A 26,645-nucleotide genomic window follows, 5' to 3' on the forward strand; every position below is an offset into this window, starting at 1 on the left:
GGGGAACTGCGCGATCTTTGAGCTGCGGCAGGAACGGCGCGAACTTCAGGGGCGCGGGGAACTGCGCGATCTTTGAGCTGCGGCAGGAACGGCGCGAACTTCAGGGGCGCGGGGAACTGCGCGATCTTTGAGCTGCGGCAGGAACGGCGCGGATTTCAGGGGCGCGGGGAACTGCGCAGTCTTTTAGGGGCGCGGGGAACTGCGCGGCCAGCCCCCACCCACCCGCACTCGCGAAGCGAACCGTTCAGGCCCCTTCGGGGCGGCCCCGCATTCCCTCCTCCATCGCCAGAAGGTCCTCGTTCGGGACGGCACCGCCGAAGCGGCGGTCGCGGGAGGCGTACTCCACGCACGCACGCCAGAGGTCACGGCGGTCGAAGTCGGGCCACAGGACGTCCTGGAAGACCATCTCGGCGTAACTGGACTGCCAGATCAGGTAGTTGGACGTGCGCTGCTCACCGCTCGGGCGCAGGAAGAGGTCGACGTCCGGCATGTCCGGGTAGTAGAGGTACTTCTGGATGGTCTTCTCGGTGACCTTGGCCGGGTCGAGCTTCCCGGCGGCGACATCCGCGGCCAACGCCTTCGCGGCGTCGGCGAGTTCGGCACGGCCGCCGTAGTTGACGCAGAAGTACAACGTCATCGCGTCGTTCTTCTGCGTCTGCTCCTGGGCGACCTGGAGCTCCTGGACCACGGACTTCCACAGCTTGGGCATGCGGCCGACCCAACGGATCCGGATGCCGAGCTCGTCCATCTCGTCGCGGCGGCGCCGGATGACGTCCTTGTTGAAGTTCATCAGGAAGCGGACCTCCTCGGGCGACCGCTTCCAGTTCTCCGTCGAGAAGGCGTACAGGGAGAGGTTCTTGACGCCCAGCTCCAGACAGCCCTTGAGGACGTCCATGACGACGCCCTCGCCGACCCGGTGCCCCTCGGTGCGCGGCAGCCCGCGCTCCTTGGCCCAGCGGCCGTTCCCGTCCATCACGCACGCCACGTGGTTCGGAATCAGCTCCCCGGGCAGCTTGGGCGAGCGGGCGCCGGACGGGTGCGGCTCCGGCGTCTTGTACTCGCGGCGCTGGCGCCCCAGGATCCCGCGTACCACCATGTGCTTCTCGTCTCCTCTTACGTGACGTGCCTACGGGTACTTCTCTGCCTACTTCTCCACGTACCGCAGCGAGCGCAGTCCGCGCTCCAGGTGCCAGTGCAGATAGGCCGACACCAGACCGCTGCCCTCCCGGACGTACCGCGACTCGCACGCGTCCGCGGTCGCCCAGTCCCCCGTCAGCAGCGCGCCGAGCAGTTCGAGGGCCCCCGCCGAGGGTACGACGCTGCCGGGCACCCGGCAGTCGACGCAGACGGAACCTCCCGCGGCGACCGAGAAGAACCGATTCGGTCCCGGCATGCCGCACTTCGCGCAGTCGCCGAAGCTCGGCGCGTAGCCGTTCACGGCGAGTGAGCGCAGCAGGAAGGCGTCGAGGATGAGGTGCGGCTCGTGCTCGCCCTGCGCGAGCGTGCGCAGCCCGCCCACCAGCAGCAGATACTGCTGCACGGCCGGCTCGCCCTCGTGGTCGGTGAACCGCTCGGCGGTCTCCAGCATGGCCGTCCCGGCGGTGTACCGCGCGTAGTCGGCGACGATCCCGCCACCGTACGGAGCGATCGTCTCGCTCTGTGTGCACAGCGGGAGCCCGCGCCCGATCAGCTCGCTCCCCCGCGCGAAGAACTGCACGTCGACGTGGGAGAAGGGTTCGAGCCGCGCCCCGAACTTCGACTTGGTCCGCCTGACGCCCCGCGCGACGGCCCGCACCCGCCCGTGACCGCGAGTGAGCAACGTGATGATGCGGTCCGCCTCGCCCAGTTTCTGGGTGCGCAGGACAACGCCGTCGTCGCGGAACAGGCTCATGCGCCCATTCTCGCGTACGGAGTCAGCGGGCGTGGTCGGGGTGGCTGATCGCGTGCCAGGGCGCCATGTTCCAGGGGCTGGCCCGGTTCGCGGGGTCGAGCAGGGACGTCAGATGGGCGTCCGAGACGGCCTGCGGGGCCGGGGCGTCCGGGGTGCCCCGCAGATTCTCCCGCCAGACCATCCTGCCCAGCAGATAGTGCTCGGCGTACTCGTTCCAGGAGGCGTACGACCTCACCACCGCCGGGACGATGTTCTTCAGCGCGGTCCACGCGTCGGCCTCGCCGAGCATCCCGCACGCGAAGCCCCGGCGGGTGATGTCGACGTACAGACCCGCGTCCCACGCCAGGGGCTCGACGCCGAGCCGCCGCCGGGCGCCGGCGCGGTAGCCGGTCCGGGCGAGGCCGTCGAGCCGGCCGACCAGTTCCGCGCGTGAGGTGATCTCCCACTGGTCGGCCAGCCAGCGCCCAGCCTTGTCGTCGTCGATACGGGTGAACGGGTACAGGGTCGTCCGCGAGGCGTCCCGGTCACGGTTCACCGGCGCGCTGAGCGACACCATCCACAACTGGTGCATGGTGAGCGGCACGGGGTACTTGCGCACGGCCTTCCGCCCGCGCCGTTTCCATATCCATATCGCCATGGCGCAGCACCCTATGACAGGCACCTCCGGGCGCTTCAGGGGACCTCGCCGCGGCTGCGTGCGTTGGCGTACGCGGTGGCCGCGCTGAGGCGTTCCGCCGCGGTGGCTCCCCGGACGGTGTCCGGTGCGCAGTCCCACTCCTTGCCGCCGCCGTACGGTCTGAGCTGTACGTAGGGTCCCTCGTGCCCCATCACCACGCCCACCCTTCCCGTCCTCGTGTCGACGACGTACGTCCCGACCTTCGGCTTCATCCCAGCACCGCCGCGAGCCGGGCCGCCGTCTCGACGGAACACCGCCCCAATTCGACGAGCGGACAAGGGGCCTCCCGCGCCAAACTTGCCGGGTCGATCCCCAGTGTCGGCAACTTAATTCCTGCCGTTGCCAGTGCCGCGCGCAATTCCTTCACCGTTTCCTCCGCTTGTTCGACACACGCCGTCGAGTGCTGTGCGCCGTGGCCGATCCCGTCAGCCTTCACGGTTTTCCCCTTTCCAATTGGGTTTCACGCTTTTCATCACCACGGTGACGCCTGCCGCTTAGACTTTGGAAGACCTCTACGCTCAGCAACGTCGGTGCAGTGCACGGCAGTACAAGGGGGCTCGGCCATGGCCAATGGTTCGCGGCAGGCTGCTTGGGAGTTCTTCGGCACGGAGCTGAAGAGGCGTCGCGAGGACGCCGGGTTAACCCAAGTGGACTTGGGTCATCGCGTTTTTGTGTCGGGCGGCTACATCGGGCAATTCGAACAGGCAATTCGGAAACCGCAGTTGGATGTGGCGAAGCGGATCGACGAGGTCCTACAAACCGATGGCTTTTTCGAGCGCCTCTGGCGAAAGCTCATCAAGGACCAGCCGTATACGGAGTATTTCGCGCACGTGGTGGAGCTGGAGCGGCTGGCCACAGAGATCTGTGAGTACGCGCCGACGGTCATCCCCGGCCTCCTCCAGACGCGGGAGTACGCGCAGGCGGTGTTCCTGGCGGGCAACCCGCTCGCCGCCGACGAGTACATCGAGGAACTGCTCAAGGGACGCATGGCCCGGACGCGACTCCTCAAGGACGCTACAAGGCCCGTGTATTGGGTGGTCCTCCATGAGACGGTCCTGCGGGTCCAGGTCGGCGGCCCGACCGTCATGGCCCACCAACTGGACCACATCGCGGCGCTGGTGCGGGAGCGCAAGGCGCTGTTGCAGGTGCTGCCGTTCGCGGCGGGGGCACACCGAGAGATGGGCAAGATGATGAAGCTCATGCAGTTCGAGGATGCCCCGCCAACCGTCTATACAGAGGCGGTGCTTTCGGGGAGCCTGCTGGACGAACCGGCTGTGGTGAAGCGAACCCAGTCGTCCTACGATCTGATCAGGGCCGCCGCGCTGTCACCGGAGGCGTCCCTGGCCCTGATCCAGTCGGCGGCGGAGGACCACAGACGATGCGCGAGTTCGACCTGAGCAACTCCCGCTGGCGTAAGAGCAGTTACAGCGGCGGCAGCGGCGGGGAGGACTGCCTCGAAGTCGCCGACGGAGTCCCCGGTGTCGTACCCGTGCGGGACAGCAAGGTCGTGGGCGGGCCCGTTCTGCTGGTCGGTGCCGACGCGTGGCTCGCCTTTGTCGGGGGGCTCGGGCGGTGAACGTCAGCCGGTGAGGGCGACGTACAGTCCGACCGCCCAGACCAGCGTGGCGACCAGGCCGCAGATGACCAGGACGAGTGTCCAGCCGACGTGGTTGACGGTGAGCGGGCCCGTTGCCCTGCTCGGGTCGAGTGGGTCGTAGGTGACATCGACCCGCCCCACCCCCGTTGTGATGCCACCCACCGAGCCGCGTGACTCGATCCGCGTGAGGTCCCTTCCGTCGGCCGTCCGGTAGCTGAGCCGCTGGAAGTAGAAGACGTTGCCCCCGAACCCCCGTACCGTCCCCTCGCTGCGGCCGGAGACGGTGATGCCACGGCGGCGCAGGACGACGAGATCGCGTATCAGCCGGACCCAGCAGAAGTAGAGCAGCCCCAGGCCACCGGGCCCCAGCCAGCCGAAGGCCAGGATCACCGGACCGACGTCGCCGGCGCCGTACTGCCCGATGAGCAGGAGCACGGCGGTGTAGGCGACGGCCGCGATGCCGATCATGAGGCCGCGGTGAACCCCTGGGCTCAGGCTCGGCTGCCGGGTGTCCACGAGGACCAGCGCGTGTCCGTCGGGCACGGCGGTCGTGGTGGCCAGGGCGCGCTGGAGCGACTCGGTGAAGGCCCTGGCCGCGTGGGCGTTGCGGGTCGGTATCGAAACACCCGCGCCGAGCCCGTGCCGTGCGGCGCCGGGGTCCCCGCTCAGGTCGATGCGTACGTCGCGGGCGGGCGTCAACTCGGCTGCTCGCAGGGCGCGTACGGGTACGGTCCAGGTGGTGGCCCCTTGGACGAGCCGCAGCCGCTGCCCGTCGAACCGCGCCGTGATGCCGCCGCCGGTCAGCACGATCTCGTTCGCACCGTCTCTTGATGATCTGTCTGACATGGCCGGATCGTAGCGGCGGAGGCGGTTCGCGGCGCCGGGATTCCGGGGGTCGGCGGCGCGGAGCCGATGGAGCGGGACAGCGCCGGGCTCGTGCCGGTGGCGGTGGCACGACCCCCTCCCCCGCGCGGGGCCGCGCCGGTGCCGGACTCGGACCGCCCGGCGCTGTCACCAACCAGGGTGCGGGGTGGACGAGTACGGGACAACGCTTTCGAATCTCGTCTAAAAGCGCAGGCGCGCCAACAGCACCGAGCGTGGTGACATGGCGGTGGAACCAGGTGGCCCGGGGAGGGATCTGTGGTGGAGTCGAGGGTTCGGCTGGGGCGGGTCGACCAGTTGAAGGTCGAGGTCGCGTACCGGCCGGGGACCACGATCGTCTCCCTGCTGGTCGATGCCCTGGGCGGCCGTCCGCAGGGTGTACTCCCGCACGTGCGGCGAACCGTCCGCGCCGGATTGCCCAAGGACGCCGCCCAGTTGCTGCCCCCGCTGTTCGTACCCGGGGTGTCGCCCATACCGGACTGGCTGTCGATGGACGCGGCCGGCTCGGACCAGGAGATCCGCGAAGCGCTGGCGCGGATGCGTGACCTGTCGGCCGACACCGCGCTGGCCGGGATCGACTTCACGTTCGGCGGGCGGATACCGGACCGGTGGGAGCCGGTGCTGCGTGACCCCCGTCGGCTCGCCGCGGCCTTCGCGGACGCGCTGGACGCGGTCCGGACGACGTGCGCGCCGGCGCTGCGGCGGACGCGGGCCGTCTACGAGCGGGAGGCCGAGCGGGTAGGGATCGCCTCGGTGACGGGTCAGATCGGGGTCGTCCTGTCCCAGCTCAACGCGCTGTGGAAGCTGGACGGCGACGATCTCGTCTACAACGGCGGCCGGATCGGCGACCACGTCCTCGGCGACCGGCGCTTCCTCCTGGTCCCGCTGCTGTCCGGCACCAACGCCTCCATCTTCAGCCTCGACACCCAGGACAGCGTCTCGCTCGGCTACCCGGCCCGAGGTCTGGCGCTCGCCTGGACCGGGCAGGAGCCCCCGGCGGAGTCCCCCGACGCGCTGAGCCACGTCGCCGGGCGGGTCCGGGCGAGGATCCTCCGCCATCTCGCCCACCGCCCGACTGTGAGCGAGACGGCCGCCCACCTCAACTGCGCCCCTGCAACGGTCACTTACCACTGCCACCAACTGGAGGACGCCGGCCTCCTCGTCCGCGAACGCCGGGGCCAGTCCGTCAGGATGAGCCTCACCCCACGCGGCGAGGCCCTCGTCGAGCTCCTGACCTAGGGCCTGTCGCCGTGACCGGAGAGGAGTTGCCGAGTGGCCCGGTTGAGCGGACCCGTTCTGCGTACCCAGAGGCTTGTGATGGAGCCGATCCGCCGCGAGGACAGCGACGATCTCTTCGCGGCCGTGGTCAGTCAGGACAGCGTCATGCGATGGCTGGCGACCGGCCGCGCGGACAGCCGGTCCGCGGCCGAGGCCATGTGCGACGACCACGTCGCCCACTGGACCAGACACGGCTACGGCGACTTCGCGGTCAGGGATGCCGCGACGCACGCGTTCCTCGGCCGGGTGGGACTGCGCAACCGGGCCCGGCACGGAGTCGACCTCGGTTTCGCCCTGCACCCACGGGCACAGGGCCGCGGGATCGCCCGCGAGGCCGGCCGCGCATGCCTGGACCTGGCCTTTCGCCGCCTCTCGCTCCCAGCCGTTTTCGCGTTCGTCCTGCCCGACAACACGGCCTCGATCGCGGCACTGCGCCGCCTGGGCGCCCGGGCGGACGGGACTGTCCGGTCCAGCGGCCTGCATTGCCTGCGCTACCGGTTCGACCCCGCCGCCATGGCCGCTGCGGAGCCTGTGGTGAACGACGACGGGTGTGCGGACCTCCAACTGGTCCATGCAGCGGGCCCCGGTTCTCCGGACGACAGGGCCGCACTCCGCGACGGCCTGTCCGACCCCTTGGGGGCGAACGGGCTCGGCCTGGTGTGGGCCGACAAGCAGCACACCCTCACCGCCGTCCTGGAGGGCCGGCCGGTGGCTTCCGCGGGATGGCTGCTGCGGGACGTGGCCTTCGACGGACTGCCGCGCCGCGCCGCGGGGTTGGGCGATGTGCTGGTGCACCCCGCGCATCGAGGCAGGGGCATCGCCCGGACGGTGATCAGTGTGGCGGTCGAACACGCACGAGCGGCCGGCGCCGAGACGATGATTCTGCTCTGCCGCCCGGACCTGGTCCCGCTCTGCACGCGGCTGGGATGGAGCCGGCCCCCGGTGCCCGTCACCTTCCAACAGCCCGACGGTACGCGGACCTCACCACTGACCACCATGACCTACGACCTGGCCGGCCTGTCCGATCCCACCGTCGGCGTGGACCTGCGCGGCCTGCCCTTCTGATGCGCTGAGCGGGATTCGCCGTCCGGTCGGGCTCCGCGGCACCACTGGGGCCGCTCGGCGCGGGCCGATTTATTCGGTTGCCGCGCGCCGTGTCCGCGCCTCACCATGGGCGGGAAACCGGGAGCTGCCCGGTGCTCCACGAGAGGAGGCACGACCGTGACCACGACTGTCCTCGGCCTGCCCGCAGACCGCCTCCCTCTCGCCTCATGGAGTACCTCCAGCGATGTCTCACGACGATCTCTCGCAGCACCCGCAACACCCTCAGCAGCCTCAACACCCGGCATTTCCTGACGACTTCACCACCGGCACCCATCGCCACGTCCCGCCGCAGGGCGACGCGGCACTGGACGACCTCGACGACCGGTTCGTCTTCGACTTCCAGGCCTACGACGACCTCGAGGACGGCCGGCGCTGGTCGACCTGGCTCAGCGTGGAACCTCTCTGCCGGGGCCCCGAGCCGCTCCCGGACTGGGTGGTGACCTCGCAGGGCGCGATCGACACCGAGCTGGGCGTCCTCAAGACCGGCAAGGAGGCCGACGTCCACCTCATCGAGCGCGCCGATCCGCGAGACCCCGCCGGCGGCGGCGTGGTCATGGCGGCCAAGCGGTACCGCTCCCCCGAGCACCGGACCTTCCACCGCTCCGCGTCCTACACCGAGGGCCGCTCGATGAAGCGCTCACGTGACGAGCGGGCCCTCAAGCGCAAGAGCACCTTCGGCCGGCAGGTCGCGGCCGGCGAGTGGGCGGTGTCCGAGTGGGGTGCGCTGGTGCGGCTCTGGAACCTCGGACTGCCGGTTCCCTACCCGGTCCAGATCGACGGCACCGAGATCCTGATGGAGTGGATCACCGTCGTCGACGAGGACGGCGCTGTCCAGACCGCGCCCCGGCTCGCCCAGACCCGGCCCTCACCCGAGCTGCTGGCGTCTTACTTCGAGCAACTCACGGACGCGCTCGCGACGATGGTGCAGAACGGCCTCGTACACGGCGACCTCTCGGCGTACAACATCCTCGCGGCGGGCGAGCGGCTGGTCGTCATCGACCTGCCGCAGATCGTCGACCTGGTCGGCAACCTCAACGGGATGACCTTCCTCCAGCGCGACTGCACCAACATCTGCGGCTGGTTCCGCTCGCGGGGCCTCGACGTCGACGAACACGCGCTGTTCGCGGAACTGATGGCACACGCCTTCTGAACCGACCGGCGGCCGAGGCTGGTTGGCCGGCCGACACGACGGAGTCCGGGCAGTCGGAGAGCTACTGGCTCAGCACGCCCCGGCGCACCACGCGGCGAACCTCTTGAAGGCGACCGTGGCGCTGGGGCCCCAGACTCCGTCGATCGGTCCGGGGTAGCCGTACTCCGCCGTCAGGAAAGTCAGCAACGCCCTGTCGGTGCTGAACTCTGGGACTCCGTTGATCGGGCCGGCGTACCCCCAGTCCGCCTGGAGGAAGCGCTGTATCGCCTTCCAACTCTCGGTGCCCAATTGGCCGTTGAGCGGGCCGGGGTAGCCCCAGTTGTCCATCAGCCAGCACTGGACGTTCCTGGCTTCCGGCGTGGACAGACCATGGTTGTCGACCGCGAGCGGGCTGACGGCCTCGGCGCTCGCCGCCGACTTCGTGGCCGCCTCGGCTGCCGCTCCGGTTGCCGCGAAACTGCTGCTCGCCCCCGCAAGGCCCCCGACAAGGATCCCGGCGACCGCGGTGGCGCTGACTAACGTGCGTGTCAAAGTCCGCATGCGTTTCCCCCTTTTTGGATTTCCGACTGTTACGAACCCATGTTCCCGGTCCTCCCCCGCCGCTGTCATGCTCATACAAGCCTGGTGACACAACGCAGGTCGGGGCTCACGACGACGAGAGGAAGGCTCCGCTCCCCCGCCCGAGAGCGAACGCGTGGAAGCTCAGGCCCGCGACGAGTTGAACCCCCGCCGCCGTCAGGAGCGCGGCCGGCAGCGAGTGCGTCGCGAGCGGGCCGGCGACGGCCGCGCCGAGGGCAAAGCCGGTGATCTTCAGGCTCGCGCCTGTCGTGAAGACCTGGCTGCGGAGGCGCTGTGGTGATTCCCGGTGCCGGATCGCCAACAGCGCGGCCAGTTGCGGGCCTTCGCCCACGCCCGTCGTCAGGGCCGCCGCCACAACCAGGACCTGGTGGCCTGTCGCCGACAGTACGAGCGCCGCCGCCAGGAGCAGCGTGCTGGACCAGATGATCGTGTCCGGCGCGATGGCGTGGGGACGGCGTGCGAGTACGGCGTTGGCGGCCAGGGCCGAGACCGCCGTGCAGGTCAGGAGCAGCGTGCCCTCGGCGGCCGAACCGAACGCCCGCTCGCCGAGCAGCGGGGTGCAGGTGATCAGCATGCCCAGGCCGGCGCAGGAGACGACCGAGGCGAGGGTGGCCCGGGCCAGTGGTCGGGTGCGGGTGATGGCGCGGATTCCGGCGGCGAGGTCGGCGGTCAGGGGCGCGGGTGCGGGTGCGGGTGCGGTCGGCGGGGCCTTGTCCCGATCCAGGTCCCGATCACCGGCCCGATCTTGATCCCGTTCCCCGCCGCCGCCCATCGGCAGCGTCCACGCCGCGGGCAGGGCACAAGCGATCAGCGCCGCCGACGCCACCACGGCCGCCGGTGCTCCCAGGAGATGCGCGAGGGCCCCGGCGAGCGCCGGGCCGACCAGACTCGCCAGGCTGAACGTCATGGCGTCGAGCGCGTTCGCGCGGGGCATGCGCTCGCGGGGTACGACCCTGGGGAGTTGGGCGGTCCAGCCGCCGGAGAGGGCCGGCCCGAGGAGTCCCGTGAACACGGCGATCAGGACCGTGAGTTGGAGGGGAAGGCGGCCGAGGCTCAGGAGGATCAGCACCAGGCCCGTCCCGTAGAGGGCGAGGGCGCCGGCCAGCAGGCGGCCCGGCCTCGGGGACCTGTCGAGCAGCGCCCCCAGCAGCGGGCCGCCGACCACCGCCGAGACCGTGATGCCCGCGAGCAGCGCCGACGCCTCCGTGGCCGACCCTCCGAGCGCGTAGCCCGCCAGCAACAGCGCGGGCCCGGACATCTCGTCGCCCGCCCGCGCCGCTGCCGCCCCGACGAGGAAGGACCCCATCGCGTAACGCCTCTTCATCGGGACGACGTTACGTACGTAACTCAAACCTGCGCAATATGCGTTACACGCGCTACATTCGGCCCATGGCAGCCCTCCCCGACGACTGGTCCACGCGGCACTCCGTCCTCGCCAACGCCCGGCGCACCGCAGCCCTGATCAACGCTCTGTCCGGTACGGGCGACCGGGAGCCGCAGCCCGAAGCAGCGGACGTCGAAGCGGTCGCCGAAGTACTGCGGGAGTACGGCGAGTCGGAGCCCATCGAGCTCGCCACGGACGACGTCGTACGGATGCGTGCGGGTGCTCTCCTCCTCCGTGAGGTCTTCGCCGCCGAGGACGTCGACACCGCCGCCGGGGCCCTCAACCGCCTGCTCGCGGAACAGACCGGACCGCTGCGGCTCGCCTCGCACGGCGGCAGCACTCCGTGGCACCCCCACCTCGACAGCCACGACGACGCCCCCTGGGACGAGTGGTTCCTGACCTCGTCGTGTCTGGCGCTGGCCGTCCTCCTCTGGGACCACCAGCGCCCGCCCGGCGGCCTGTGCGCATCCCCGGCCTGCCGGAACGTCTACATCGCCTCCGGCCCGGGCCCGGCCCGCCGCTACTGCTCCCGGCGCTGTGCCACACGCGAACGCGTCGCGGCCCACCGCCGGGGACAGCGGACGACGGAGACCGGTTCCGGTAGCTCGTAGTACGTGGGCCTTCAGTCGCGGACCGGAAAGTACTGCCGAGGCGTGACCCCCACGATCCGTCGGAACGCCGCCACGAACGAACTGGCGGAGGCGTATCCCACGCGCCGAGCCACCGCCTCCGTCGTCAGGCCCTCGGCGAGGAGCGGCATCGCGAGCTGCATGCGCAGGCGTTCGCGCCACTGGCCGAAGGCGAGGCCCGTCTCGGCGACGAAGAGCCGGGCCAGCGTACGGGCGCTCGCGCCGACCTCCCTGCCCCAGGCGTCCAACGCCCGCCCGTCGTACGGGTGTTGGGCGAGGGCCCGGGCCACCGCCCGCGTGCGGGGATCCCGGGGCTCGGTCACGGACACGCTCGTCACCGGTACGGGACGCAGTACGTCGAGGAGTACGGCCTCGGCCCGCGACCGGGCGTCCGGGGCGAGGTCGGTGCGGACGAGGTGGTCGACGAGCGCCCGGAGCAGCGAGTCCACGCCCACCACCGTGGGCTCGCTCCACGTGATCTCCGGGCATGCCGCCGGGTTCACGTACGGAGTCCGCATGACGGCGTCGCCCTCCGCCTCCGTCGTATGGGCCAGCCCGGCGGGGATCCACAGTGCCAGCGTCGGCGGCAGCAGCCAGGCGCCACGCTCGCTGGTCACCCGCAGCAACCCCTTTGCTGCCCAGGCGAGTTGGTGGAACGTGTGCCAGTGCCGGCCGAACCCGCTGCCCCTCGGCATCGCGAAGTGGCCGATGAAGATCCCAGTGGCAGCCGGCTCTCCGGCCGACGGACCGACCGGCGGACCGACCGGCGGACCGACCGGCTGTCCGTCTGGCGACATGGGACGGCAGCGTAGCCCGTGTCGGACACCGCCGCCCCGCTCGTACCGTCGCCTCATGCCGATGAACCGAGCACACCGCAGACTGTGCGGCTCCGAGAAGTGGGCCCGGACGACGAGGGACCACATCCTCCCCTGGACCCTGACGGACGTACCCCTCGGCGACGACGTGCTGGAGATCGGTCCGGGCTACGGCGCGAATCTCCGCGTACTGATCGAACAGGTCCCCCGTGTCACGGCCGTCGAGATCGACGAGGGCACGGCCGCCCTGCTGGAGGGGAAGTGGGGCGACCGGGCCACGATCCTGCACGCCGACGGGGCCGCGATGCCGCTGCCTGACGAGAGCTTCTCCTCCGTCGTCTGCTTCGTGATGCTCCATCACGTGCCGACGGCCGCCCAGCAGGACCGGATCTTCGCGGAGGCGCACCGCGTGCTGCGGCCCGGCGGTGTCTTCGCCGGGTGCGACAGCCAGCCGAGCTTCCGGTTCCGGGTGCTGCACTTCCGGGACACGATGAACACGGTGGATCCGGCCGGCCTCCCGGACCGTCTCGCGAAGGCGGGCTTCACGGACGTGTCGGTGGACCGGCACCCCGAATCGGGTGCCGTCCGCTTCCGCGCCACCCGACCGTGAACCCGGCCGGCCACGGACCGCTCAGCAGCCCGCCCGGCCGTAGTGCCGGGCCACCGCGTGGAAGGCCTCCTTCGGCTCCCAGTGCCAGCCGGACTCGGGGTCGTCGGGGCGGTTCTTGATGGGCTTGACGATGGCGTACGAGGCCATGTCGAGGTCGTAGAGCGGTTTGTCGGGGCGGTGCGGTGCGTCGGCGGTGACGAACTCGAACGCCATCGCCGCGTGCAGGTTCATCGACTCGAAGACGCCGAGGAGATCGGTGAGGTAGGCGGCCTGTACGCGTTCGCTGCGCACCACGTTCCCCTTGATCTCCGGCGGTGTCTTGGTGTGGTCGACGATGCTCCAGCCCATCCCGCCCTGTTCCGGGGCGCCGACGAACGTACAGGTGCCGAACTCGGTGATGGCGAGCGGCTTGCCCCAGCGCTGGAACTTCCTCAACTCACGGACGTAATCGGCTCGTTGCGGGAAGTGCGAGTAGTAGTCGATCCCCACGACGTCGAAGAGGTTCCAGTCGACGTTCTCGAAGGACGGGTCCTGCATGGCGGCGTAACTGAGCCTGCCGCGGAAGACCGACCGTCCGACCGCCGCCGCCTTCGCGGTGAACGCGGCCAGCCGCTTCTGTACCTTCGCCAGATCGAAGTTGCCCTTCTCCAGGTTGGTGATCCGCTCGAAGACGTCGGCCCCCGGCACGATCCCCGGCACGAACAGCCAGAACTCGCAGCCCACGGCGAGGGTGACCCGGGCGCCCTGCTTCCGCAGCCGCTCCCCGTGCCGGCCCGCCTCCGCCAGGTGCTCCAGGATCTCCCGTTCCGGCACGTCCCCCAGCGTCGGCTGCAGCCAGACGTGCAGCCCGCGCTCGGCGACCTCGCTCGCCGTGGCGTTCAGCCGCTCGACCCCGTCCCCGGTGACCTCGACGGTGTCGGCGTGCAGGTCGTCCGCGATCACCTGGATGTCACCGCGCATCCTCCGCTCGCTCCACGCCGTCCCGGGGGTCTCCCCGGCCCCGACGGTGTAGACGACACCGCGGTGCGTGAGCCCGCGCGCCCCACCGACCGCGGCTCGCGGCGCCGGAGCGGGCGACCGGGACGGGGGCGTCGAGGCCGACGCCCCGGCGGCCGGCAGCCCCGCCGCCGCACCGACCCCCACCACCGCCGCCGCCCCCATGAACCGCGCCCTGCTGATCCCGGCACTCTCGCCCTTGTCGTGCCCCACGTTCCCGGCCTTGCCGCACCCCGTGTTCTCCATGCCGCCAGTCTGTTGAGCCGGGGCGTTTCCGGCAGTCGGCCGATGGTCTACGGCGCCCATACCAAGGGATGAGAAGCCGCGCCGGAAGTGGCCCTGAGCTGTGTGCCGACCATGACTTCCTGAGCGTTCACCATGTCATTCACAGAATTGTTGACACTTTTCTCGCGACCGAATTACGTTCGCAAGCACAAGATCCGTGGACGTGACCTCCGTGGACGTGGCAGTGGACGTGGGAGAGACATCGTGAAGCACAGGGCAGTGAAGCGCAGGAGTGTCGTCCTGGGGATCGGCGCGACCGCGGGCGTCGCGGCGGCCGGCGGCTTCGCCCTGAGCGCGCAGGCGTCCAGCGAGTCCGGCGGGTCGGGAGCGAAGGCGTCGGGCGCGGCTGGCGCCCTCGCCTTCGACAAGGACGCGTACACGGAACTGACGACGACGATCACGGACGCCGCCGGTGACGAGCACGAGGTGAAGTACCACTTCTACAAGGCCATCACGTACGTCACGAAGCCGGTCGACGAGAAGTACCAGAGCCTGAACGTCAGCGTTCCGGTCGAGATCGACGGCAAGGCGGTGGACGCCACCGGCGCCCCGATCCTCCTCGCCAACTCCGTCGGCGGTTACATGCCCTCGTCCGTCGCGGAGGCCACCGGCGTGGGCGGCGGCGGGATGACCGGCGCCCCCGGCGGTGACGCGACGGGCGGCGCAAGCACCGGCGCCAGTGCCGCACCCAGCGCGTCCGCCTCGGCGTCCGCCTCCACCGGGTCCGGCGGGGTCCAGTCCGGCGGCAACGCGATGGTGGACGCCCAGGGCGAGATGGTCAACCTCGGCAAGCTGGCCCTGGTGACGGGGTACGTCGTCGTGGAGCCGGGCGCCCGCGGCCGCACCCTCGTCGACTCGGACGGCACGTACTACGGCACCGCCCCGGCCGCCATCGTGGACCTGAAGGCCGCGGTCAGGTACGTACGCGCCAACAAGGGCCGCATCCCGGGCAACACGGACCGGATCGTCTCCTCCGGGACCAGCGCGGGCGGCGCCCTGTCGGCCCTGCTCGGCGCGTCCGGCGACAGCCCGCTCTACGACAAGTACCTCAAGGAGTTGGGCGCCGCCGACGCGAGTGACGCCATCTTCGCCAGTGGCGACTGGTGCCCGATCACCGACCTCGAACACGCGGACATGGCGTACGAGTGGAACTGGGGCGCCAACAAGCTGAGTTCGGGCTCGCTGGTCGACCGGACCGTGTCCAAGGAACTGAGCACCGCGTTCACCGACTACCAGGCGTCCCTCAAGCTGAAGGCGAAGGGCTTCGGTACCGTCACGGCCCGCAACCTCGACGAGTACCTGGTGAAGACGTATCTGGAGCCGTCGGCCACCAAGTACCTCGCCGCCCTTTCGGACTCCGCCCGGGCGACCTACCTGGCCGCGAACACGTTCATCACGTGGTCCGGCGGCCGGGCGGCCTTCTCCTGGGCCGACTTCCTCACCCACGTGGGCGCCCGGAAGAAGGACACCCCGGCGTTCGACGCCTTCGACCTCTCCTCCGGCGAGAACAACCTGTTCGGTACGGGGACCACGAAGGCCCGCCACTTCACGCTCTACAGCCTGCGCCACGAGGGCAGTGCCAGCGCTCGGCTCCCCGGTGACCTGCCCGGGAAGATCGACCTGATGAACCCGATGCACTTCATCGCGAAGCGCAACCCGGCCCGCTCGAAGCACTGGTGGATCCGCGTCGGCACCAAGGACAGCGACACCTCGCTGACCGTCGTCGGCAACCTCGCGCTGAGCCTGGAGAACCTGGGCGACGACGTCGACGCCTTCATGTACTGGGACGGTGCGCACGGCTCCAACGAGGACCCGGCCGACTTCATGGCCTGGATAGCCAAGGTGACGGGCTACAAGAAGCGCTCCGCGAAGTAGCCCCCCGCCGCCGCCCCACCGTCGGAGCAGCGGGGCCCGTTCCCGTCATGAACCGGGCCCCGCTCCCTCCTCGAACCGACGTACGTATGTCCGCTGCCACGGCGTCTCCACGGCGTGGCGGTCGTAGTTCCGTCGTACGAACTCCACGGCCTCCTCCGGCGGTACGCCGTCCAGGACGGCGAGGCAGGCCAGCGCCGTGCCGGTCCGTCCGCGGCCGCCCCCGCAGGCGACCTCGACACGCTCGCCGGAGTCCGCGGCCCGCCCCCAGGTCTCCGTCAGAACCTTTCGCGCGTCCGCCCTGTCCCGGGGCAGCCAGAAGTCCGGCCACTTCAACCACCGTGTGTCCCAAGGGACTTCGGGCGGCTGCTTGCCGAGGAGATAGAGGCCGTACGTCGGCGGGACCGCCGAGGGTTCGAGCCCGTGCCGCAGCCCCCGGCCCCGGACCAACCGCCCGGACGGCAGCCGCAGGACACCGGCCGCCCCCTCGTCCCAGCCCTCGCTCATCCGACCCCCCGTGACTCCTGCGCGGCCCGCGCCTCGATACCGCGGAAATGGTCCGCCATCGCCTTCTGCGCCCCCTCCACGTCTCCTGCTCTCAGGGCGACGACGATGTCACGATGGCGGCGGACCGTCACGTCGGGCGTCGGATCGTCCGTCCAGCCCCGTACACCGGCGACCCGACGGAACACGGTCCAGAACGCGCCCAACAGCTGGGGCACCAGGGCGTTTCCGAGTGACGCGTACAGCAACTCGTGGAATTCCCGGTCGAGTTCGGGGAACGGACGGCCCGCGCGGCCGGCCTCCTCCATCCGTTCCACCACGGCCTCCAGCAGCGCCAGTTCCGCGTCGGAGAGCGTGCCGGCTACCCGCCGGACGAGCCCCTCCTCCAGAACCTCCCTGATCTGGAGTATCTCGGCCAACGCGCCGGTGTCGTCGCCCTGTCGGGCCAGCGTGCGGAAGGTCAGGCCGTCGACGAGCGGGGTCAGTGACGCCTCGCCGACGTAGGTGCCGTAGCCGTGCCTGATCTCCACGATGTCGAGTGCCTGCAGTGCCTTCAGGGCCTCGCGGACGGAGTTGCGGCTGACGCCGAGGGACTCCATCAGTTCGGCCTCGGTGGGCAGGGGCGCGCCGGCCCGGAGCCTGCGGTCGAGGATCAGCTGCACGACCTCGCGCTGGATCTGGCCGCTCACCCGCGGCTCACGGACCGAGCGCGCCCGGGGGACGGAGTTCCGGGGGTTCCGGGAGCCCTGTCGGCTCGGGCTTTCGTTCCTGGAGTCGTCGGATACGCGCCGCTCAGACATGCGCCGCATCGTACGCGCGCTGGACATCCCACGTCCCACCTCCCGACAGGATCGGCCGTCAATCGGCAATTGACCGTCCGTCAACTCGGCGCGTTCCAGGGCGACATTGGTTGCACCTCTGGAAGAAACGGTATTCGTGCGCGCTCCCTTGACCACCCCAACGCGCCCTCTTATGGTCACGCTGCACTTATGACGTAGGACGTCGTATCTCCCACCCCTTGCTGGAGGAACCGTGCGCGACGCGACCCATGCACCGGCGCTGCACCGCCGGTCGTTCCTGAAGTACTCCGGCGCGCTGGGCGCCGCCGCCGCGATCAGCTCGACGCTCTCCGCCTGCTCGTCGGGACCGGAGTCCACGAACGAGACGGGAGGCGGGGGCGAGGGCGCCGACCGGACGCTCACCGCGGTCATCGGCTACGGCAACGACCAGAGCTGGGACCCTCTGATGACCGCCTCGGCCTTCGCGATGGCAGGCAACCACCACATCTACGAGGGGCTGCTGGACACCGACCCGATCAGCCGTGAGCCGTACGCGGCGCTCGCGACGGCCGTTCCGGCGGATCTCCAGGCGACGACCTGGAAGTTCACGCTGCGGGAAGGCGCAAAATGGCACGACGGGCAGCCCGTCACCGCCGACGACGTGGTCTTCACCTATGAGCGCGTACTGGATCCGAAGACGACGACGCTCGCCAAGAACTTCTTCGCGTCCTGGCTGAAGGAGGTGAAAAAGGTCGACGAGAAGTCGGTGGAACTCGTTCTCAAGTTCCCCTTCCCGGACGGGGCCCAGCGGCTCACCCTCGCGAAGATCATGCCGAAGCACGTGTTCTCGAAGGCTGGTGCACTGGACGAGGCGACGACGGGAAAGGCGGTCGGCTCCGGCCCGTACCGGCAGGCCGCCCACCACCCGAAGTCCAACACCACCTTCGAGGCGTTCGCGGACTACAACGGACCGCGCAAGGCCGCGTTCAAGAAGATGAACTGGCTGACGATCGTGGACGCCGCGCCGCGCGTCGCGAAGATCTCGGGTTCGAGCGCGGGCGCACAGATCTCCGACAACATTCCGTACGCCAATATCTCCCAGCTCGAAGAGGGCGGCCTGAAGGTCGAGGGCGGGGCGGGAATGAACCACATCTTCCTCCTCTTCAACACCGCCCACAAACCCTTCGACGACGTACGGGTGCGGCAGGCTCTGCACTACGCCATCGACAAGGAGAAGATGATCCAGGCCGCGCTGCGCGGTCACGGGAAGCAGGCGTCGTCGTATCTCAACGAGGCCAATCCGACGTACCGGAAGGCGAAGACCGTCTACGGCTACGACCCGGACAAGGCCAAGGCGCTCTTGAAGGAGGCCGGCGTCAGCGGGCTCACGGTCACGCTGATGGCGGTCAACGTGAGCTGGATCGTGGACTGCCTGCCGACCATCAAGGCTTCCTGGGACGCCATCGGCGTCAGGACGACCCTCGAACCGCAGGAAACGGCCGCGCTGTTCACGAAGCTCGACCAGAAGAAGGACTTCCAGGTCGTCGCCGCCGCGTCCAATCCGAACCAGTTCGGTCTCGACGCGGATCTGATCATGCATTACAACTACGGGCCCGGGAACACCTGGATGCGGTATGCCCGCTGGGAGAACAACTCCGTGGCGAAGGACCTGTTCAAGCGGATGGATCAGGCCACGCAGGAGCCGGATGCCGAGAAGAAGAAGTCGATGACTCAGGAGTACATCGACATCGTGGCGGAGAACGCCGTGATCTACCCGGTCGTTCACAATGAGCTGATCACCGCGTGGGATTCCAAGGACCTTTCGGGTATTCGACCTCAGCCGTATCCGGGGATAAACGTTCTCCAGGCGAAGTGGGTCTAGTCCGAAACGGCGAGGAGAGAACCACCCGTGGTCGCGATCGTCAGAATTCTGGTCCGTCGTGTCGCCCTGCTCGTGCCGTTGATGCTCGGGATCATTCTGTTCGTGTTCGTCGTGATGCGGTTCTCGGACAGTGATCCGGCGTCCGCGTACTTCCAGGGCGCGAACCCGACCGAGCAGCAGCTGCACGACTTCAGGGAGCGGAACGGACTGCTGGATCCGTTCCCGGTGCGGTACTTCGACTTCGTCGGGGATCTGATCCGGGGTGACATGGGAGTCAGCGCGCTGACGCGGGCGCCGGTCGTCGACCAGGTCACCACCGCGCTGCCGCTCACCATGCAGCTGACCTTCCTGGGCCTGGGCATCGCGGTGGTGCTGTCGCTGCTCGGCGGGGTCACCGCGGCTATCTACCGGGACCGGTTCCCGGACCAGCTGATCCGGGTCGTGTCGCTGACCGGTGTCGCGGCGCCCGGCTTCTGGCTGGCGCTGCTGATGATCCAGTACCTGGCCGTGGACCTGGGCTGGTTCCCGACCAGCGGATACGTCAACCCCGCCGACTCGTTCACCGGGTGGCTGAAGACGATGACGCTGCCCGCGCTCGCGCTGTCGCTGCCGGTCGCCGCCCAGCTCACCCGGATCGTCCGTACGGCGGTGGTCGAGGAGCTGGACAAGGACTACGTACGGACGGCGATCGGCAGCGGGCTGCCGCCGGTGGTCGTGGTCGGGCGGAACGTGCTGCGCAACGCCCTGATGAACCCGCTGACCGTCCTGGGGCTGCGGGTCGGCTATCTGCTCGGCGGTGCGGTCGTCATCGAGACGATCTTCAATCTGCCGGGGATGGGAAAGCTCATGATCGACGCCGTGAAGAACGGTGATCCGGCCGTCGTGCAGGGCGGTGTGCTCACGATCGCCTTCGGGTTCGTGGTCGTGAACCTCGTCATCGACATCCTCTATCTGCTGGTCAACCCGCGCCTGAGGAGTGCCGAGGCATGATGCTGATGTACCGGAAGCGGCTGGCGGAGAAGCTCTCCCTGCCCGGCATCCGCCTCAGGGGCTTCAAGCGGCTCCCGCTGATCTCGCGGATCGCGGTCGTGGTCATCGGGATCGTCGTCCTCACGGCCCTGCTCGCCCCGCTGATCGCCCCGCACGACCCGCTCGACCAGGCGGCCCTGGTCGACAACGGCCACGGCGAGGGCGCGCCGTCCGGCGAGCACTGGATGGGGCAGGACAGCCTGGGCCGCGACATCCTCAGCAGGCTGATGTACGGGGCCCGTTGGTCGCTCGCCATCGGGCTCGGCGCGACCGGGCTCGCGCTCGTCGTGGGGGCGCTCATCGGGGCGATCGCGGCGACCTCCCGCAAGGCGGTCGACGAGACACTGATGCGCTGCCTCGACATCGTGATGGCCTTCCCGGGCATCGCGCTCGCGGCCGTCTTCGTCGCGGTGTTCGGCGGCAGCATCCCGATCCTCATCGGCGCGATCGCGTTCCTCTACATGCCGCCGATGGCACGGGTCGTACGGGCCAACGTGATGGACCAGTACGGCGAGGACTACGTGACGGCCGAGCGGGTGATAGGGGCGCGTACCCCGCACATCGTGTGGCGGCACGTGGCCATCAACTGTGCCGCTCCGGTCCTCGTGTTCTGCACCGTGCAGGTCGCCGAGGCGATCGTCTTCGAGGCGTCGCTGTCCTTCATCGGCGCGGGGGTCCGTCCGCCGGACCCGTCCTGGGGCAGTGTCATCGCGGACGGCAAGAACATGGTGCTGACCGGCGGCTGGTGGGCGACCGTCTTCCCCGGTCTGCTGATGCTGTTCACCGTGCTGTCGCTGAACATCCTCTCCGAGGGCGTCTCCGACGCGTGGGCGGCGCCGGCCGCGCGGGACGTCGAGGCGCGCGAGGAGGAGGACCGTCTTGAGGCGCCCGAGCCCGGCAGCGGCAAGGTGATCGAACTGCCGGGGCTGACGGAGGCGGCCCGACGGCTGCGCACCCGGGCACGCCCCCTCCCCGAGGGGCAGCCGGTGCTGAGCGTGGAGAACCTGGCCATCGGATTCGATGCCCGCCACGGGGGTGTGGACATCGTCGACGGCATCAGTTTCGACGTACAGCCTGGTGAAGTCCTGGGCCTGGTGGGCGAGTCGGGCTGCGGCAAGTCGCTGACCGCGCTCGCCGTGATGGGCCTGGAGCCGAAGGGCGCCCGGGTGCGCGGCCATGTGCGGTTCGACCAGCGGCAGTTGGTGGGCGAGCCGATGAGCGTACGCCGCAGGCTCCTGGGCCACGAGATGGCGATGATCTACCAGGACGCCCTCTCCTCCCTGAACCCGGCGATGACAATCCGCGCCCAGCTCAAGCAAGTTGTCAGGAGAGGCGGCACGCGCACGGGCGCCGAACTCCTCGAACTGGTCGGCCTGGACCCGGAACGCACCCTGCGCAGCTACCCGCACGAACTGTCCGGCGGCCAGCGCCAGCGCGTCCTCATCGCCATGGCACTCTCCCGCGACCCGAAGCTGATCGTCGCCGACGAACCGACGACCGCCCTCGACGTCACCGTGCAGGCGCAGATCATAGAGCTGCTGCTACGGCTGCGTGCCGAACTGGACTTCGCGCTGATCCTCGTCTCGCACGACCTGGCCCTCATCGCGGACGTCACCGACCGGGTGGTCGTGATGTACGGCGGCCAGATCGTGGAGTCGGGCGTGACGGCGGACCTCGTCGAATCCCCCTCCCACCACTACACGCGCGGGCTGCTGGGCAGCGTCCTGTCCCTTGAGTCGGCGGCCGAGCGGATGACGCAGATCAAGGGTGTCGTGCCCTCCCCGGCCGACTTCCCGGCGGGCTGCCGGTTCGCCGACCGCTGCCCGATGGTGACGGACGTGTGCCGTACGACGGCTCCCCGGCTGGCGGGCCCGCCGCGCCGCCACGAGGTCGCCTGCCACCACCCGGCGATCGCCCTGACCGCGACCCCGACCGGACCATCCGTACCGCCCGAGCCGACGGAAGCGAGGCCGTGAGATGACCCAGCCTGTCGATGGCCATGAGGTGAGCCGCCCCGAGAGCCCACTCGTGGTGCTGTCCGACGCGCACGTCGTCCACAAGGCGCGCACCGGCGGCCTGTTCGCGCGCGACCGGGTGTACGCCCTCACCGGCGCCGATCTCACCATCGCGCCCGGCGAGACGGTGGGCGTCGTAGGGGAGTCCGGCTGCGGCAAGTCGACGCTCGCCAAGGTCCTGGTGGGGGTGCAGAGGCCGACGTCCGGCACGGTGTCCTTCCGCGGCAGCGACCTGTGGACGATGCCACCGGCCGAACGGCGGGTCACGGTGGGCGCGGGCACCGGCATGATCTTCCAGGACCCGTCGACCGCCCTGAACCGCCGGCTGACCGTACGGCAGATCCTGCGCGACCCGCTCGACGTGCACAGGCGGGGAACGGCACCGCAACGGGAGGACCGGGTAAGGGAGTTGATGTCCCTGGTGGGTCTGCCCAAGGCTCTGGCGGACGGACTCCCCGGACAGCTGTCGGGCGGCCAGCGCCAACGGGTCGCCATCGCACGGGCGTTGGCCCTCGACCCCGACCTGGTGGTCGCGGACGAGCCGACGAGCGCGCTGGACGTGTCGGTCCGCGCCCAGATCCTCAACCTCCTCCTCGACCTCAAGGAACGGCTGGGCCTGGCCCTGGTCTTCGTCTCCCACGACATCCAGACCGTACGGAGGATGAGCGACCGGGTCATCACGATGTACCTCGGCCGGATCGTCGAGGAGTCCCCGGCCGACGAGGTGACGGACGGGTCCCGGCACCCGTACACACGGGCCCTCTTCTCGGCGACGCCGGGCCTGTTGGACCCGATCGACCCGATTCCGCTGGTGGGCCCAGTGCCGTCGGCGACGCGCCCGCCCAGCGGCTGCCCCTTCCGCACCCGCTGCTGGAAGGCGGACCCGGTCTGTGCCGGGACGATGCCGGACTTCGCGGCCGCGTCGAGTCCCGGGCACCGGTTTCGGTGCCACCATCCTGTGGAGGACGGCCAGTCGACACGCGACCTGGTCGCACAGGCCGTCACCACCGTTCCGGAGGCCACCGCCATGGCCGAGATGCCCAGGGAGCCCCAATGCCCATGCCCGCCCCGCTGACCGGTGTCGTACCGCCCGTCTGCACGCCCCTGACACCGGACCGCGAGGTGGACGTCCCGTCGCTGCTGAGGCTGGTCGACTACTTGGTGGACGGCGGAGTGGACGGCCTGTTCGTACTCGGATCCTCCTCGGAGGCCGCGTACTTGACGGACCGTCACCGACGGTTGGTCGTCGAGTCGGTGGTGGGCCACGTGTCCGGCCAACTCCCCGTTCTCGCCGGGGCCATCGACATGACGACCCCGCGCGTCCTCGACCACGTCCGGTACGTGACGGAGGCGGGCGCGGACGCGGTCGTCGTGACGGCACCCTTCTACACCCGCACGCACCCGGCGGAGGTGGCCCGCCACTACCGTTTGATCGCTTCCCGTTGCCCTGTCCCGGTGTTCGCGTACGACCTCCCGGTCGCCGTCCACTCCAAGCTGGGCACCGAGTCGGTGCTTGAGCTGGCCGCGGAGGGGGCGCTGGCGGGGCTCAAGGACTCCAGCGGGGACGAAGGAGGCTTCCGGGCCGTGGTGACCGGGGCCCGTGCACATCCCGGGATCACCGGATTCTCGGTCCTCACCGGATCGGAACTGGTCGTGGACAGTGCGCTGGCGATGGGGGCGGACGGGGCGGTGCCGGGGCTCGCGAACGTCGATCCGCACGGGTACGTACGGCTGTACCGCCTCTGCCGCGAGGGCGACTGGGAGCGGGCCCGGGCCGAGCAGGAGCGGTTGTGTTCGTTGTTCGGGATGGTGCGGGTGGGGGATGCGGGGCGAATGGGAGGCAGCTCGTCCGCGCTCGGCGCCTTCAAGGCCGCCCTCCACCTGAGGGGCATCATCGCCTGCCCCGCTACCGCCGAGCCGCAGGTACCCCTGTCTCCGGAGGAGACCGAAGGGGTGGGGAAGTTCTTGGCGGGGGCGGGCTTGCTGTAGGGCGTTTCACTCGGTAGGTCGTTTCTCGGTGGGGCGTTTCTAGGTAGGGCGTTTATCGGTAGGCGCCCGCCGCCCCGGCCCCGCTCCCGTCCCTGAGGGCTGCCGCGGATCACGCTGCGGCGTAGTCGGCGAGCGAGGGCTCCAGCAGGCCGAAGGCGCTGTCCGCCTCCGCGAGGACGGTGGTGGAGATCCGGGCGTTGTCCTGGCCGGCGAGGGTGAGTTCCTGGATGCGCCGGAACAGGGTGCGGTGCACGGCGCCGAGCAGGGCGGCGGCGGTGCGGGGGGTGATGTCGTCGCGGGTTGCGCCGGTGGCCTCGGCGAGGGCGTCCACCAGGGCCGCCTCGCGCAGGTCGTGCAGGTCGCGCAGACGGGCGGAGAGGGTCGGGCTGTCGGCGATCATGCGGGCGAAGTCCGGACCGGAGAACCCGGCGACCGGTTCGGCCGCCGTCGCCGCGTCGGTGAAGGCGCGGCGCAGTGCCGCCAGGGCGGACTCGCCGGCCCGGCGATCGGCCACGGTGCCCGCCAACGAGGCGATGAAGGCGTCCTGGTGGTCCATGGCCAGGTCTTCCTTGCGCGGGAAGTAGTTGGTCACCGTCTTCTTGGCGACCCGCGCGGCGGCGGCGATCTCGGCGATGGTGGTCTGCTCGAAGCCCTGGGCCATGAACAGCCGGGTGGCGTGGTCGGAGATGAGCTGCCGGGTCTCCTGCTTCTTCGATTCCCGCAGGCCGGCAGGGGGTGCGAACGAGGTGGCGTCGGTAGTCATGGGGCAATCTTACACTCGTAGCATTTTTATGTTGACACCCTCGTGCGCACTGGGCTAACTTTACGTCCGTCGCAAGTTTTCCATGGAGCTAAGAACTGAGGGGAATCACCTTGCAGATCACCGTTTCCACCGTCTCGCTCACCGTCGACGACGTCGCCGCCTCCCAGCGGTTCTTCACGACCCACCTGGGCTACACCGAACAGGCCGCCGCCGACGGCTTCGCCTCCCTGGCCCGCGAGGACGCCGCGGTCGACATCGTCCTGCTCGCCCGGGGCAACGAGATCCTGCCGGCCGACCAGCGCGACCAGCACGCCTCCGGCCTGATCCTCGCCTTCACCACCACGGGCATCGAGGACGAGGAGAAGCGCCTGCGCGCCGAGGGCGTGGACATCACCATGCCGCTGCGGGAGGAGCCCTGGGGCGAACGTCTCTTCCAGATCACCGACCCCAACGGTGTGATCGTCCAGTTCGTCGAGTGGGCAGCACCGGCAGCCCCCTGATCCCACACCTCACCCTGGCGGGGGCGAAGGAAGACCCACCTACCCCCTCAACTCCCCCACCGGCACCCGCCGGAACTCGATCGACTCGTACATACCCGTGGCCCCCGTCTCATAGAGCACCCCCACCTTGTCCGATCCCAGTTGCACGAGGTCGGAGTACGCGGCGGGCAGCGTGGAGAGGGTCTTCGCCCTGGTGAAGGAGTGTCCGGCGTCCGTGCTGCGCCAGACCGCCATGGACTGACGGACCGTGGGCACGGACGGCCCGGAGAAGAGCAACGGAGCACCCACCCCCCGACCGCCGCCCGTCAACTGCAGGACACTGCCCTGAACCACAGGCACGTCATTGAGCGTCGGCTGGACCAGATAGGGCCGGTCGAGCGTCAGGCCCCCGTCACTGGAGTAGCTGTCGAGCCGGTTGCCCACACTGCTCCCGTGCTGATCCCGAGCACTGAAGTACAGCCGCCCGTCGGGCAGTTGGGCCACGGCATTCTCGTTCGCGTTCTCGCCCCCCTCGTACAGGTCGTCCACGAACCCGACCCGCCACGTCACCCCACCGTCATCGCTGTAGATCGCGTGCGCCCCGTAGTACTTGGCCTCCTGCCCGGTGTCGGCGGAACCGGCCGCCGGTGAGGCCGAGTGGTTGGACGGCACGACGAGCCGCCCGGCGTACGGCCCCCGGGTCAGCGCCACCGCGTGCCCGGGCCCGGTGGCGTACCACCGCCACCCCGGCAGCTTCACCGCCGAGGTGATGTCCCTGGGCGCGGTGAAGCGACGCCCGTCGTCCCGGCTCGTCTGCACGAAGACCCGCCGGCTCTGCTCGGCCGTGACCTCCCCGCGCATGATCTGCGCCTCGGTCACAGCACCGCTGTTGTAGGACGTGAGGAGGACGACCTTTCCGGTACGGGGGTCGACGACGGGTGCCGGATTGCCGCGCGTGTCCCCCTTTCCGGCCGCGACGACGGACAGCGGCCCCCAGGTGCAGCCGCCGTCGAAGGACCGTCTGAGGACGACGTCGATGTTCCCGGTGTCCCCGGCACCGTCGCGTCTGCCCTCGGCGAAGGCGAGCACGGCACCGGTGCCGGTCGTGACGGTGGCGGGGATGCGGTAGGTGTCGTACCCGTTCTGTCCGGCCGCGTACGGAACGGAGGAGGCACACCCCCGCGACGGCCGTTCCGCGGCGAACGCGGTACCGGTGGACACCGTTGCGGAGGCGAGTCCGGAGGTGAGCCCCGCGACGGCGGCAAGGGCAGCAAGACGAGGACGACGTGTGGAAGCCACGGATTCTCCTGAAGACGCACAAGCGGCGGAGGCTGAGGCGGGCATGGGACATAGGACGTGGGATGTCCCCGAGAAACTAGTGCGCACCGAGGGACAGAGCAATGCCCGTGCAACCACGGGGAGTTGAGGGACCGTACAACAGGTCCCCGGAACGCGCC

Annotated in this window: 28 protein-coding genes; 14 read left to right on the top strand and 14 right to left on the bottom strand. The window is 69.9% G+C overall.

The window, feature by feature from the left end; translation table 11 throughout:
* Nucleotides 1-244: 244 nt before the first annotated feature.
* The 5 genes from ACIBEI_RS17355 to ACIBEI_RS17375 are packed head-to-tail and all read right to left on the bottom strand — an operon-like array spanning nt 245 to nt 3,003.
* Nucleotides 245-1,096: an isoprenyl transferase gene (locus tag ACIBEI_RS17355; protein ID WP_398889508.1), complete on the bottom strand. Its 852-nt coding sequence runs from the start codon at nt 1,094-1,096 to the stop codon at nt 245-247.
* Nucleotides 1,097-1,144: 48 nt separating this feature from the next.
* A complete protein-coding gene (gene recO, locus ACIBEI_RS17360) occupies nt 1,145-1,891 on the bottom strand; it encodes a DNA repair protein RecO (protein ID WP_269648986.1) in 747 nt (248 codons plus the stop codon).
* Between the two features lie 22 nt (nt 1,892-1,913).
* Complete coding sequence (locus ACIBEI_RS17365) at nt 1,914-2,528, bottom strand: DUF1266 domain-containing protein (protein WP_398889511.1); 615 nt, start codon at nt 2,526-2,528, stop codon at nt 1,914-1,916.
* A 35-nt stretch (nt 2,529-2,563) separates the two neighbouring features.
* Nucleotides 2,564-2,779: a hypothetical protein gene (locus ACIBEI_RS17370; RefSeq protein ID WP_055613418.1), complete on the bottom strand. Its 216-nt coding sequence runs from the start codon at nt 2,777-2,779 to the stop codon at nt 2,564-2,566.
* Nucleotides 2,776-3,003 carry a hypothetical protein gene (locus tag ACIBEI_RS17375; RefSeq protein WP_398889513.1) on the bottom strand — a complete coding sequence of 76 codons (228 nt, stop codon included), beginning with the start codon at nt 3,001-3,003 and terminating at the stop codon, nt 2,776-2,778. The genes ACIBEI_RS17370 and ACIBEI_RS17375 overlap by 4 nt, the downstream gene beginning before the upstream one ends.
* Nucleotides 3,004-3,130: 127 nt before the next feature.
* Between ACIBEI_RS17375 and ACIBEI_RS17380 the strand changes: the two genes are divergently transcribed.
* A complete protein-coding gene (locus ACIBEI_RS17380) occupies nt 3,131-3,964 on the top strand; it encodes a Scr1 family TA system antitoxin-like transcriptional regulator (protein WP_398889515.1) in 834 nt (277 codons plus the stop codon).
* Nucleotides 3,946-4,143 (top strand): DUF397 domain-containing protein, encoded by a 198-nt coding sequence (locus ACIBEI_RS17385; protein ID WP_398889517.1) that lies wholly within the window; start codon nt 3,946-3,948, stop codon nt 4,141-4,143. Before ACIBEI_RS17380 ends, ACIBEI_RS17385 begins: the two co-directional genes overlap by 19 nt.
* A gap of 3 nt (nt 4,144-4,146) precedes the next feature.
* On the opposite strand, the gene ACIBEI_RS17390 is transcribed toward ACIBEI_RS17385, so the two are convergent.
* Nucleotides 4,147-5,010, bottom strand: a complete 864-nt coding sequence (locus ACIBEI_RS17390; RefSeq protein WP_398889519.1) for a hypothetical protein — start codon at nt 5,008-5,010, stop codon at nt 4,147-4,149.
* Between the two features lie 297 nt (nt 5,011-5,307).
* Between ACIBEI_RS17390 and ACIBEI_RS17395 the strand changes: the two genes are divergently transcribed.
* The 3 genes from ACIBEI_RS17395 to ACIBEI_RS17405 all read left to right on the top strand — a co-directional run bounded on the left by ACIBEI_RS17395 (nt 5,308) and on the right by ACIBEI_RS17405 (nt 8,578).
* Nucleotides 5,308-6,285: an ArsR/SmtB family transcription factor gene (locus tag ACIBEI_RS17395; protein WP_398889521.1), complete on the top strand. Its 978-nt coding sequence runs from the start codon at nt 5,308-5,310 to the stop codon at nt 6,283-6,285.
* A gap of 78 nt (nt 6,286-6,363) precedes the next feature.
* Nucleotides 6,364-7,389 carry a GNAT family N-acetyltransferase gene (locus tag ACIBEI_RS17400; RefSeq protein WP_398889617.1) on the top strand — a complete coding sequence of 342 codons (1,026 nt, stop codon included), beginning with the start codon at nt 6,364-6,366 and terminating at the stop codon, nt 7,387-7,389.
* Between the two features lie 223 nt (nt 7,390-7,612).
* Complete coding sequence (locus tag ACIBEI_RS17405; protein ID WP_398889523.1) at nt 7,613-8,578, top strand: serine protein kinase RIO; 966 nt, start codon at nt 7,613-7,615, stop codon at nt 8,576-8,578.
* A gap of 69 nt (nt 8,579-8,647) precedes the next feature.
* On the opposite strand, the gene ACIBEI_RS17410 is transcribed toward ACIBEI_RS17405, so the two are convergent.
* Together ACIBEI_RS17410 and ACIBEI_RS17415 are read right to left on the bottom strand one after the other, a co-directional pair.
* Nucleotides 8,648-9,118, bottom strand: coding sequence for a peptidoglycan-binding protein (locus ACIBEI_RS17410; RefSeq protein ID WP_398889525.1), 471 nt, complete (start codon nt 9,116-9,118; stop codon nt 8,648-8,650).
* A 106-nt stretch (nt 9,119-9,224) separates the two neighbouring features.
* On the bottom strand, nt 9,225-10,481 hold the full coding sequence (locus ACIBEI_RS17415; RefSeq protein WP_398889527.1) for an MFS transporter: 1,257 nt from the start codon (nt 10,479-10,481) through the stop codon (nt 9,225-9,227).
* A gap of 65 nt (nt 10,482-10,546) precedes the next feature.
* Here ACIBEI_RS17415 and ACIBEI_RS17420 point away from each other — a divergent pair, with 65 nt between their 5' ends.
* Nucleotides 10,547-11,152 (top strand): CGNR zinc finger domain-containing protein, encoded by a 606-nt coding sequence (locus ACIBEI_RS17420; RefSeq protein WP_398889529.1) that lies wholly within the window; start codon nt 10,547-10,549, stop codon nt 11,150-11,152.
* A gap of 11 nt (nt 11,153-11,163) precedes the next feature.
* On the opposite strand, the gene ACIBEI_RS17425 is transcribed toward ACIBEI_RS17420, so the two are convergent.
* Nucleotides 11,164-11,967, bottom strand: a complete 804-nt coding sequence (locus tag ACIBEI_RS17425) for an AraC family transcriptional regulator (protein ID WP_398889531.1) — start codon at nt 11,965-11,967, stop codon at nt 11,164-11,166.
* Between the two features lie 55 nt (nt 11,968-12,022).
* Here ACIBEI_RS17425 and ACIBEI_RS17430 point away from each other — a divergent pair, with 55 nt between their 5' ends.
* Nucleotides 12,023-12,595 (top strand): class I SAM-dependent methyltransferase, encoded by a 573-nt coding sequence (locus tag ACIBEI_RS17430; RefSeq protein WP_398889533.1) that lies wholly within the window; start codon nt 12,023-12,025, stop codon nt 12,593-12,595.
* Nucleotides 12,596-12,616: 21 nt separating this feature from the next.
* On the opposite strand, the gene ACIBEI_RS17435 is transcribed toward ACIBEI_RS17430, so the two are convergent.
* Nucleotides 12,617-13,837 (bottom strand): abortive phage infection protein, encoded by a 1,221-nt coding sequence (locus tag ACIBEI_RS17435; protein WP_398889535.1) that lies wholly within the window; start codon nt 13,835-13,837, stop codon nt 12,617-12,619.
* 243 nt (nt 13,838-14,080) lie between these two features.
* Here ACIBEI_RS17435 and ACIBEI_RS17440 point away from each other — a divergent pair, with 243 nt between their 5' ends.
* Nucleotides 14,081-15,751 (top strand): subtype B tannase, encoded by a 1,671-nt coding sequence (locus tag ACIBEI_RS17440; RefSeq protein ID WP_398889537.1) that lies wholly within the window; start codon nt 14,081-14,083, stop codon nt 15,749-15,751.
* 45 nt (nt 15,752-15,796) lie between these two features.
* On the opposite strand, the gene ACIBEI_RS17445 is transcribed toward ACIBEI_RS17440, so the two are convergent.
* Nucleotides 15,797-16,255 (bottom strand): protein phosphatase, encoded by a 459-nt coding sequence (locus ACIBEI_RS17445; protein ID WP_398889539.1) that lies wholly within the window; start codon nt 16,253-16,255, stop codon nt 15,797-15,799.
* Nucleotides 16,252-17,052, bottom strand: a complete 801-nt coding sequence (locus tag ACIBEI_RS17450; RefSeq protein WP_398889541.1) for a FadR/GntR family transcriptional regulator — start codon at nt 17,050-17,052, stop codon at nt 16,252-16,254. The genes ACIBEI_RS17445 and ACIBEI_RS17450 overlap by 4 nt, the downstream gene beginning before the upstream one ends.
* A gap of 232 nt (nt 17,053-17,284) precedes the next feature.
* Here ACIBEI_RS17450 and ACIBEI_RS17455 point away from each other — a divergent pair, with 232 nt between their 5' ends.
* Genes ACIBEI_RS17455 through ACIBEI_RS17475 form a run of 5 tightly spaced genes read left to right on the top strand, consistent with a single transcriptional unit; the run spans nt 17,285 to nt 23,946 of the window.
* A complete protein-coding gene (locus ACIBEI_RS17455) occupies nt 17,285-18,913 on the top strand; it encodes an ABC transporter substrate-binding protein (protein WP_398889543.1) in 1,629 nt (542 codons plus the stop codon).
* A gap of 27 nt (nt 18,914-18,940) precedes the next feature.
* Nucleotides 18,941-19,903, top strand: coding sequence for an ABC transporter permease (locus ACIBEI_RS17460; RefSeq protein ID WP_190227965.1), 963 nt, complete (start codon nt 18,941-18,943; stop codon nt 19,901-19,903).
* Nucleotides 19,903-21,918 carry a dipeptide/oligopeptide/nickel ABC transporter permease/ATP-binding protein gene (locus tag ACIBEI_RS17465; protein WP_398889619.1) on the top strand — a complete coding sequence of 672 codons (2,016 nt, stop codon included), beginning with the start codon at nt 19,903-19,905 and terminating at the stop codon, nt 21,916-21,918. The genes ACIBEI_RS17460 and ACIBEI_RS17465 overlap by 1 nt, the downstream gene beginning before the upstream one ends.
* 1 nt (nt 21,919) lies before the next feature.
* Nucleotides 21,920-23,032: an oligopeptide/dipeptide ABC transporter ATP-binding protein gene (locus tag ACIBEI_RS17470; RefSeq protein WP_398889545.1), complete on the top strand. Its 1,113-nt coding sequence runs from the start codon at nt 21,920-21,922 to the stop codon at nt 23,030-23,032.
* Nucleotides 23,011-23,946 carry a dihydrodipicolinate synthase family protein gene (locus ACIBEI_RS17475; RefSeq protein WP_398889547.1) on the top strand — a complete coding sequence of 312 codons (936 nt, stop codon included), beginning with the start codon at nt 23,011-23,013 and terminating at the stop codon, nt 23,944-23,946. Before ACIBEI_RS17470 ends, ACIBEI_RS17475 begins: the two co-directional genes overlap by 22 nt.
* Nucleotides 23,947-24,055: 109 nt before the next feature.
* Here ACIBEI_RS17475 and ACIBEI_RS17480 read toward each other — a convergent pair whose 3' ends face one another.
* A complete protein-coding gene (locus ACIBEI_RS17480) occupies nt 24,056-24,709 on the bottom strand; it encodes a TetR/AcrR family transcriptional regulator (protein WP_398889549.1) in 654 nt (217 codons plus the stop codon).
* 110 nt (nt 24,710-24,819) lie between these two features.
* Here ACIBEI_RS17480 and ACIBEI_RS17485 point away from each other — a divergent pair, with 110 nt between their 5' ends.
* Complete coding sequence (locus tag ACIBEI_RS17485) at nt 24,820-25,209, top strand: VOC family protein (protein WP_398889551.1); 390 nt, start codon at nt 24,820-24,822, stop codon at nt 25,207-25,209.
* A gap of 39 nt (nt 25,210-25,248) precedes the next feature.
* Here ACIBEI_RS17485 and ACIBEI_RS17490 read toward each other — a convergent pair whose 3' ends face one another.
* Nucleotides 25,249-26,409 carry an exo-alpha-sialidase gene (locus ACIBEI_RS17490; RefSeq protein WP_398889621.1) on the bottom strand — a complete coding sequence of 387 codons (1,161 nt, stop codon included), beginning with the start codon at nt 26,407-26,409 and terminating at the stop codon, nt 25,249-25,251.
* Between the last annotated feature and the right edge of the window lie 236 nt (nt 26,410-26,645).

This window comes from Streptomyces sp. NPDC050988, assembly GCF_044456225.1.
Classification (GTDB): Bacteria; Actinomycetota; Actinomycetes; order Streptomycetales; family Streptomycetaceae; genus Streptomyces.

Bases quoted from the DNA above. Each gene is read 5' to 3' on its own strand.
- recO (WP_269648986.1), bottom strand. From the start codon at position 1,891: ATGAGCCTGTTCCGCGACGACGGCGTTGTCCTGCGCACCCAGAAACTG.
- ACIBEI_RS17475 (WP_398889547.1), top strand. From the start codon at position 23,011: ATGCCCATGCCCGCCCCGCTGACCGGTGTCGTACCGCCCGTCTGCACG.
- ACIBEI_RS17480 (WP_398889549.1), bottom strand. From the start codon at position 24,709: ATGACTACCGACGCCACCTCGTTCGCACCCCCTGCCGGCCTGCGGGAA.
- ACIBEI_RS17415 (WP_398889527.1), bottom strand. From the start codon at position 10,481: ATGAAGAGGCGTTACGCGATGGGGTCCTTCCTCGTCGGGGCGGCAGCG.
- ACIBEI_RS17385 (WP_398889517.1), top strand. From the start codon at position 3,946: ATGCGCGAGTTCGACCTGAGCAACTCCCGCTGGCGTAAGAGCAGTTAC.
- ACIBEI_RS17400 (WP_398889617.1), top strand. From the start codon at position 6,364: ATGGAGCCGATCCGCCGCGAGGACAGCGACGATCTCTTCGCGGCCGTG.
- ACIBEI_RS17380 (WP_398889515.1), top strand. From the start codon at position 3,131: ATGGCCAATGGTTCGCGGCAGGCTGCTTGGGAGTTCTTCGGCACGGAG.
- ACIBEI_RS17465 (WP_398889619.1), top strand. From the start codon at position 19,903: ATGCTGATGTACCGGAAGCGGCTGGCGGAGAAGCTCTCCCTGCCCGGC.
- ACIBEI_RS17355 (WP_398889508.1), bottom strand. From the start codon at position 1,096: ATGGTGGTACGCGGGATCCTGGGGCGCCAGCGCCGCGAGTACAAGACG.
- ACIBEI_RS17425 (WP_398889531.1), bottom strand. From the start codon at position 11,967: ATGTCGCCAGACGGACAGCCGGTCGGTCCGCCGGTCGGTCCGCCGGTC.
- ACIBEI_RS17435 (WP_398889535.1), bottom strand. From the start codon at position 13,837: ATGGAGAACACGGGGTGCGGCAAGGCCGGGAACGTGGGGCACGACAAG.
- ACIBEI_RS17470 (WP_398889545.1), top strand. From the start codon at position 21,920: ATGACCCAGCCTGTCGATGGCCATGAGGTGAGCCGCCCCGAGAGCCCA.
- ACIBEI_RS17410 (WP_398889525.1), bottom strand. From the start codon at position 9,118: ATGCGGACTTTGACACGCACGTTAGTCAGCGCCACCGCGGTCGCCGGG.
- ACIBEI_RS17405 (WP_398889523.1), top strand. From the start codon at position 7,613: ATGTCTCACGACGATCTCTCGCAGCACCCGCAACACCCTCAGCAGCCT.
- ACIBEI_RS17370 (WP_055613418.1), bottom strand. From the start codon at position 2,779: ATGAAGCCGAAGGTCGGGACGTACGTCGTCGACACGAGGACGGGAAGG.
- ACIBEI_RS17430 (WP_398889533.1), top strand. From the start codon at position 12,023: ATGCCGATGAACCGAGCACACCGCAGACTGTGCGGCTCCGAGAAGTGG.
- ACIBEI_RS17445 (WP_398889539.1), bottom strand. From the start codon at position 16,255: ATGAGCGAGGGCTGGGACGAGGGGGCGGCCGGTGTCCTGCGGCTGCCG.
- ACIBEI_RS17450 (WP_398889541.1), bottom strand. From the start codon at position 17,052: ATGTCTGAGCGGCGCGTATCCGACGACTCCAGGAACGAAAGCCCGAGC.
- ACIBEI_RS17420 (WP_398889529.1), top strand. From the start codon at position 10,547: ATGGCAGCCCTCCCCGACGACTGGTCCACGCGGCACTCCGTCCTCGCC.
- ACIBEI_RS17365 (WP_398889511.1), bottom strand. From the start codon at position 2,528: ATGGCGATATGGATATGGAAACGGCGCGGGCGGAAGGCCGTGCGCAAG.
- ACIBEI_RS17390 (WP_398889519.1), bottom strand. From the start codon at position 5,010: ATGTCAGACAGATCATCAAGAGACGGTGCGAACGAGATCGTGCTGACC.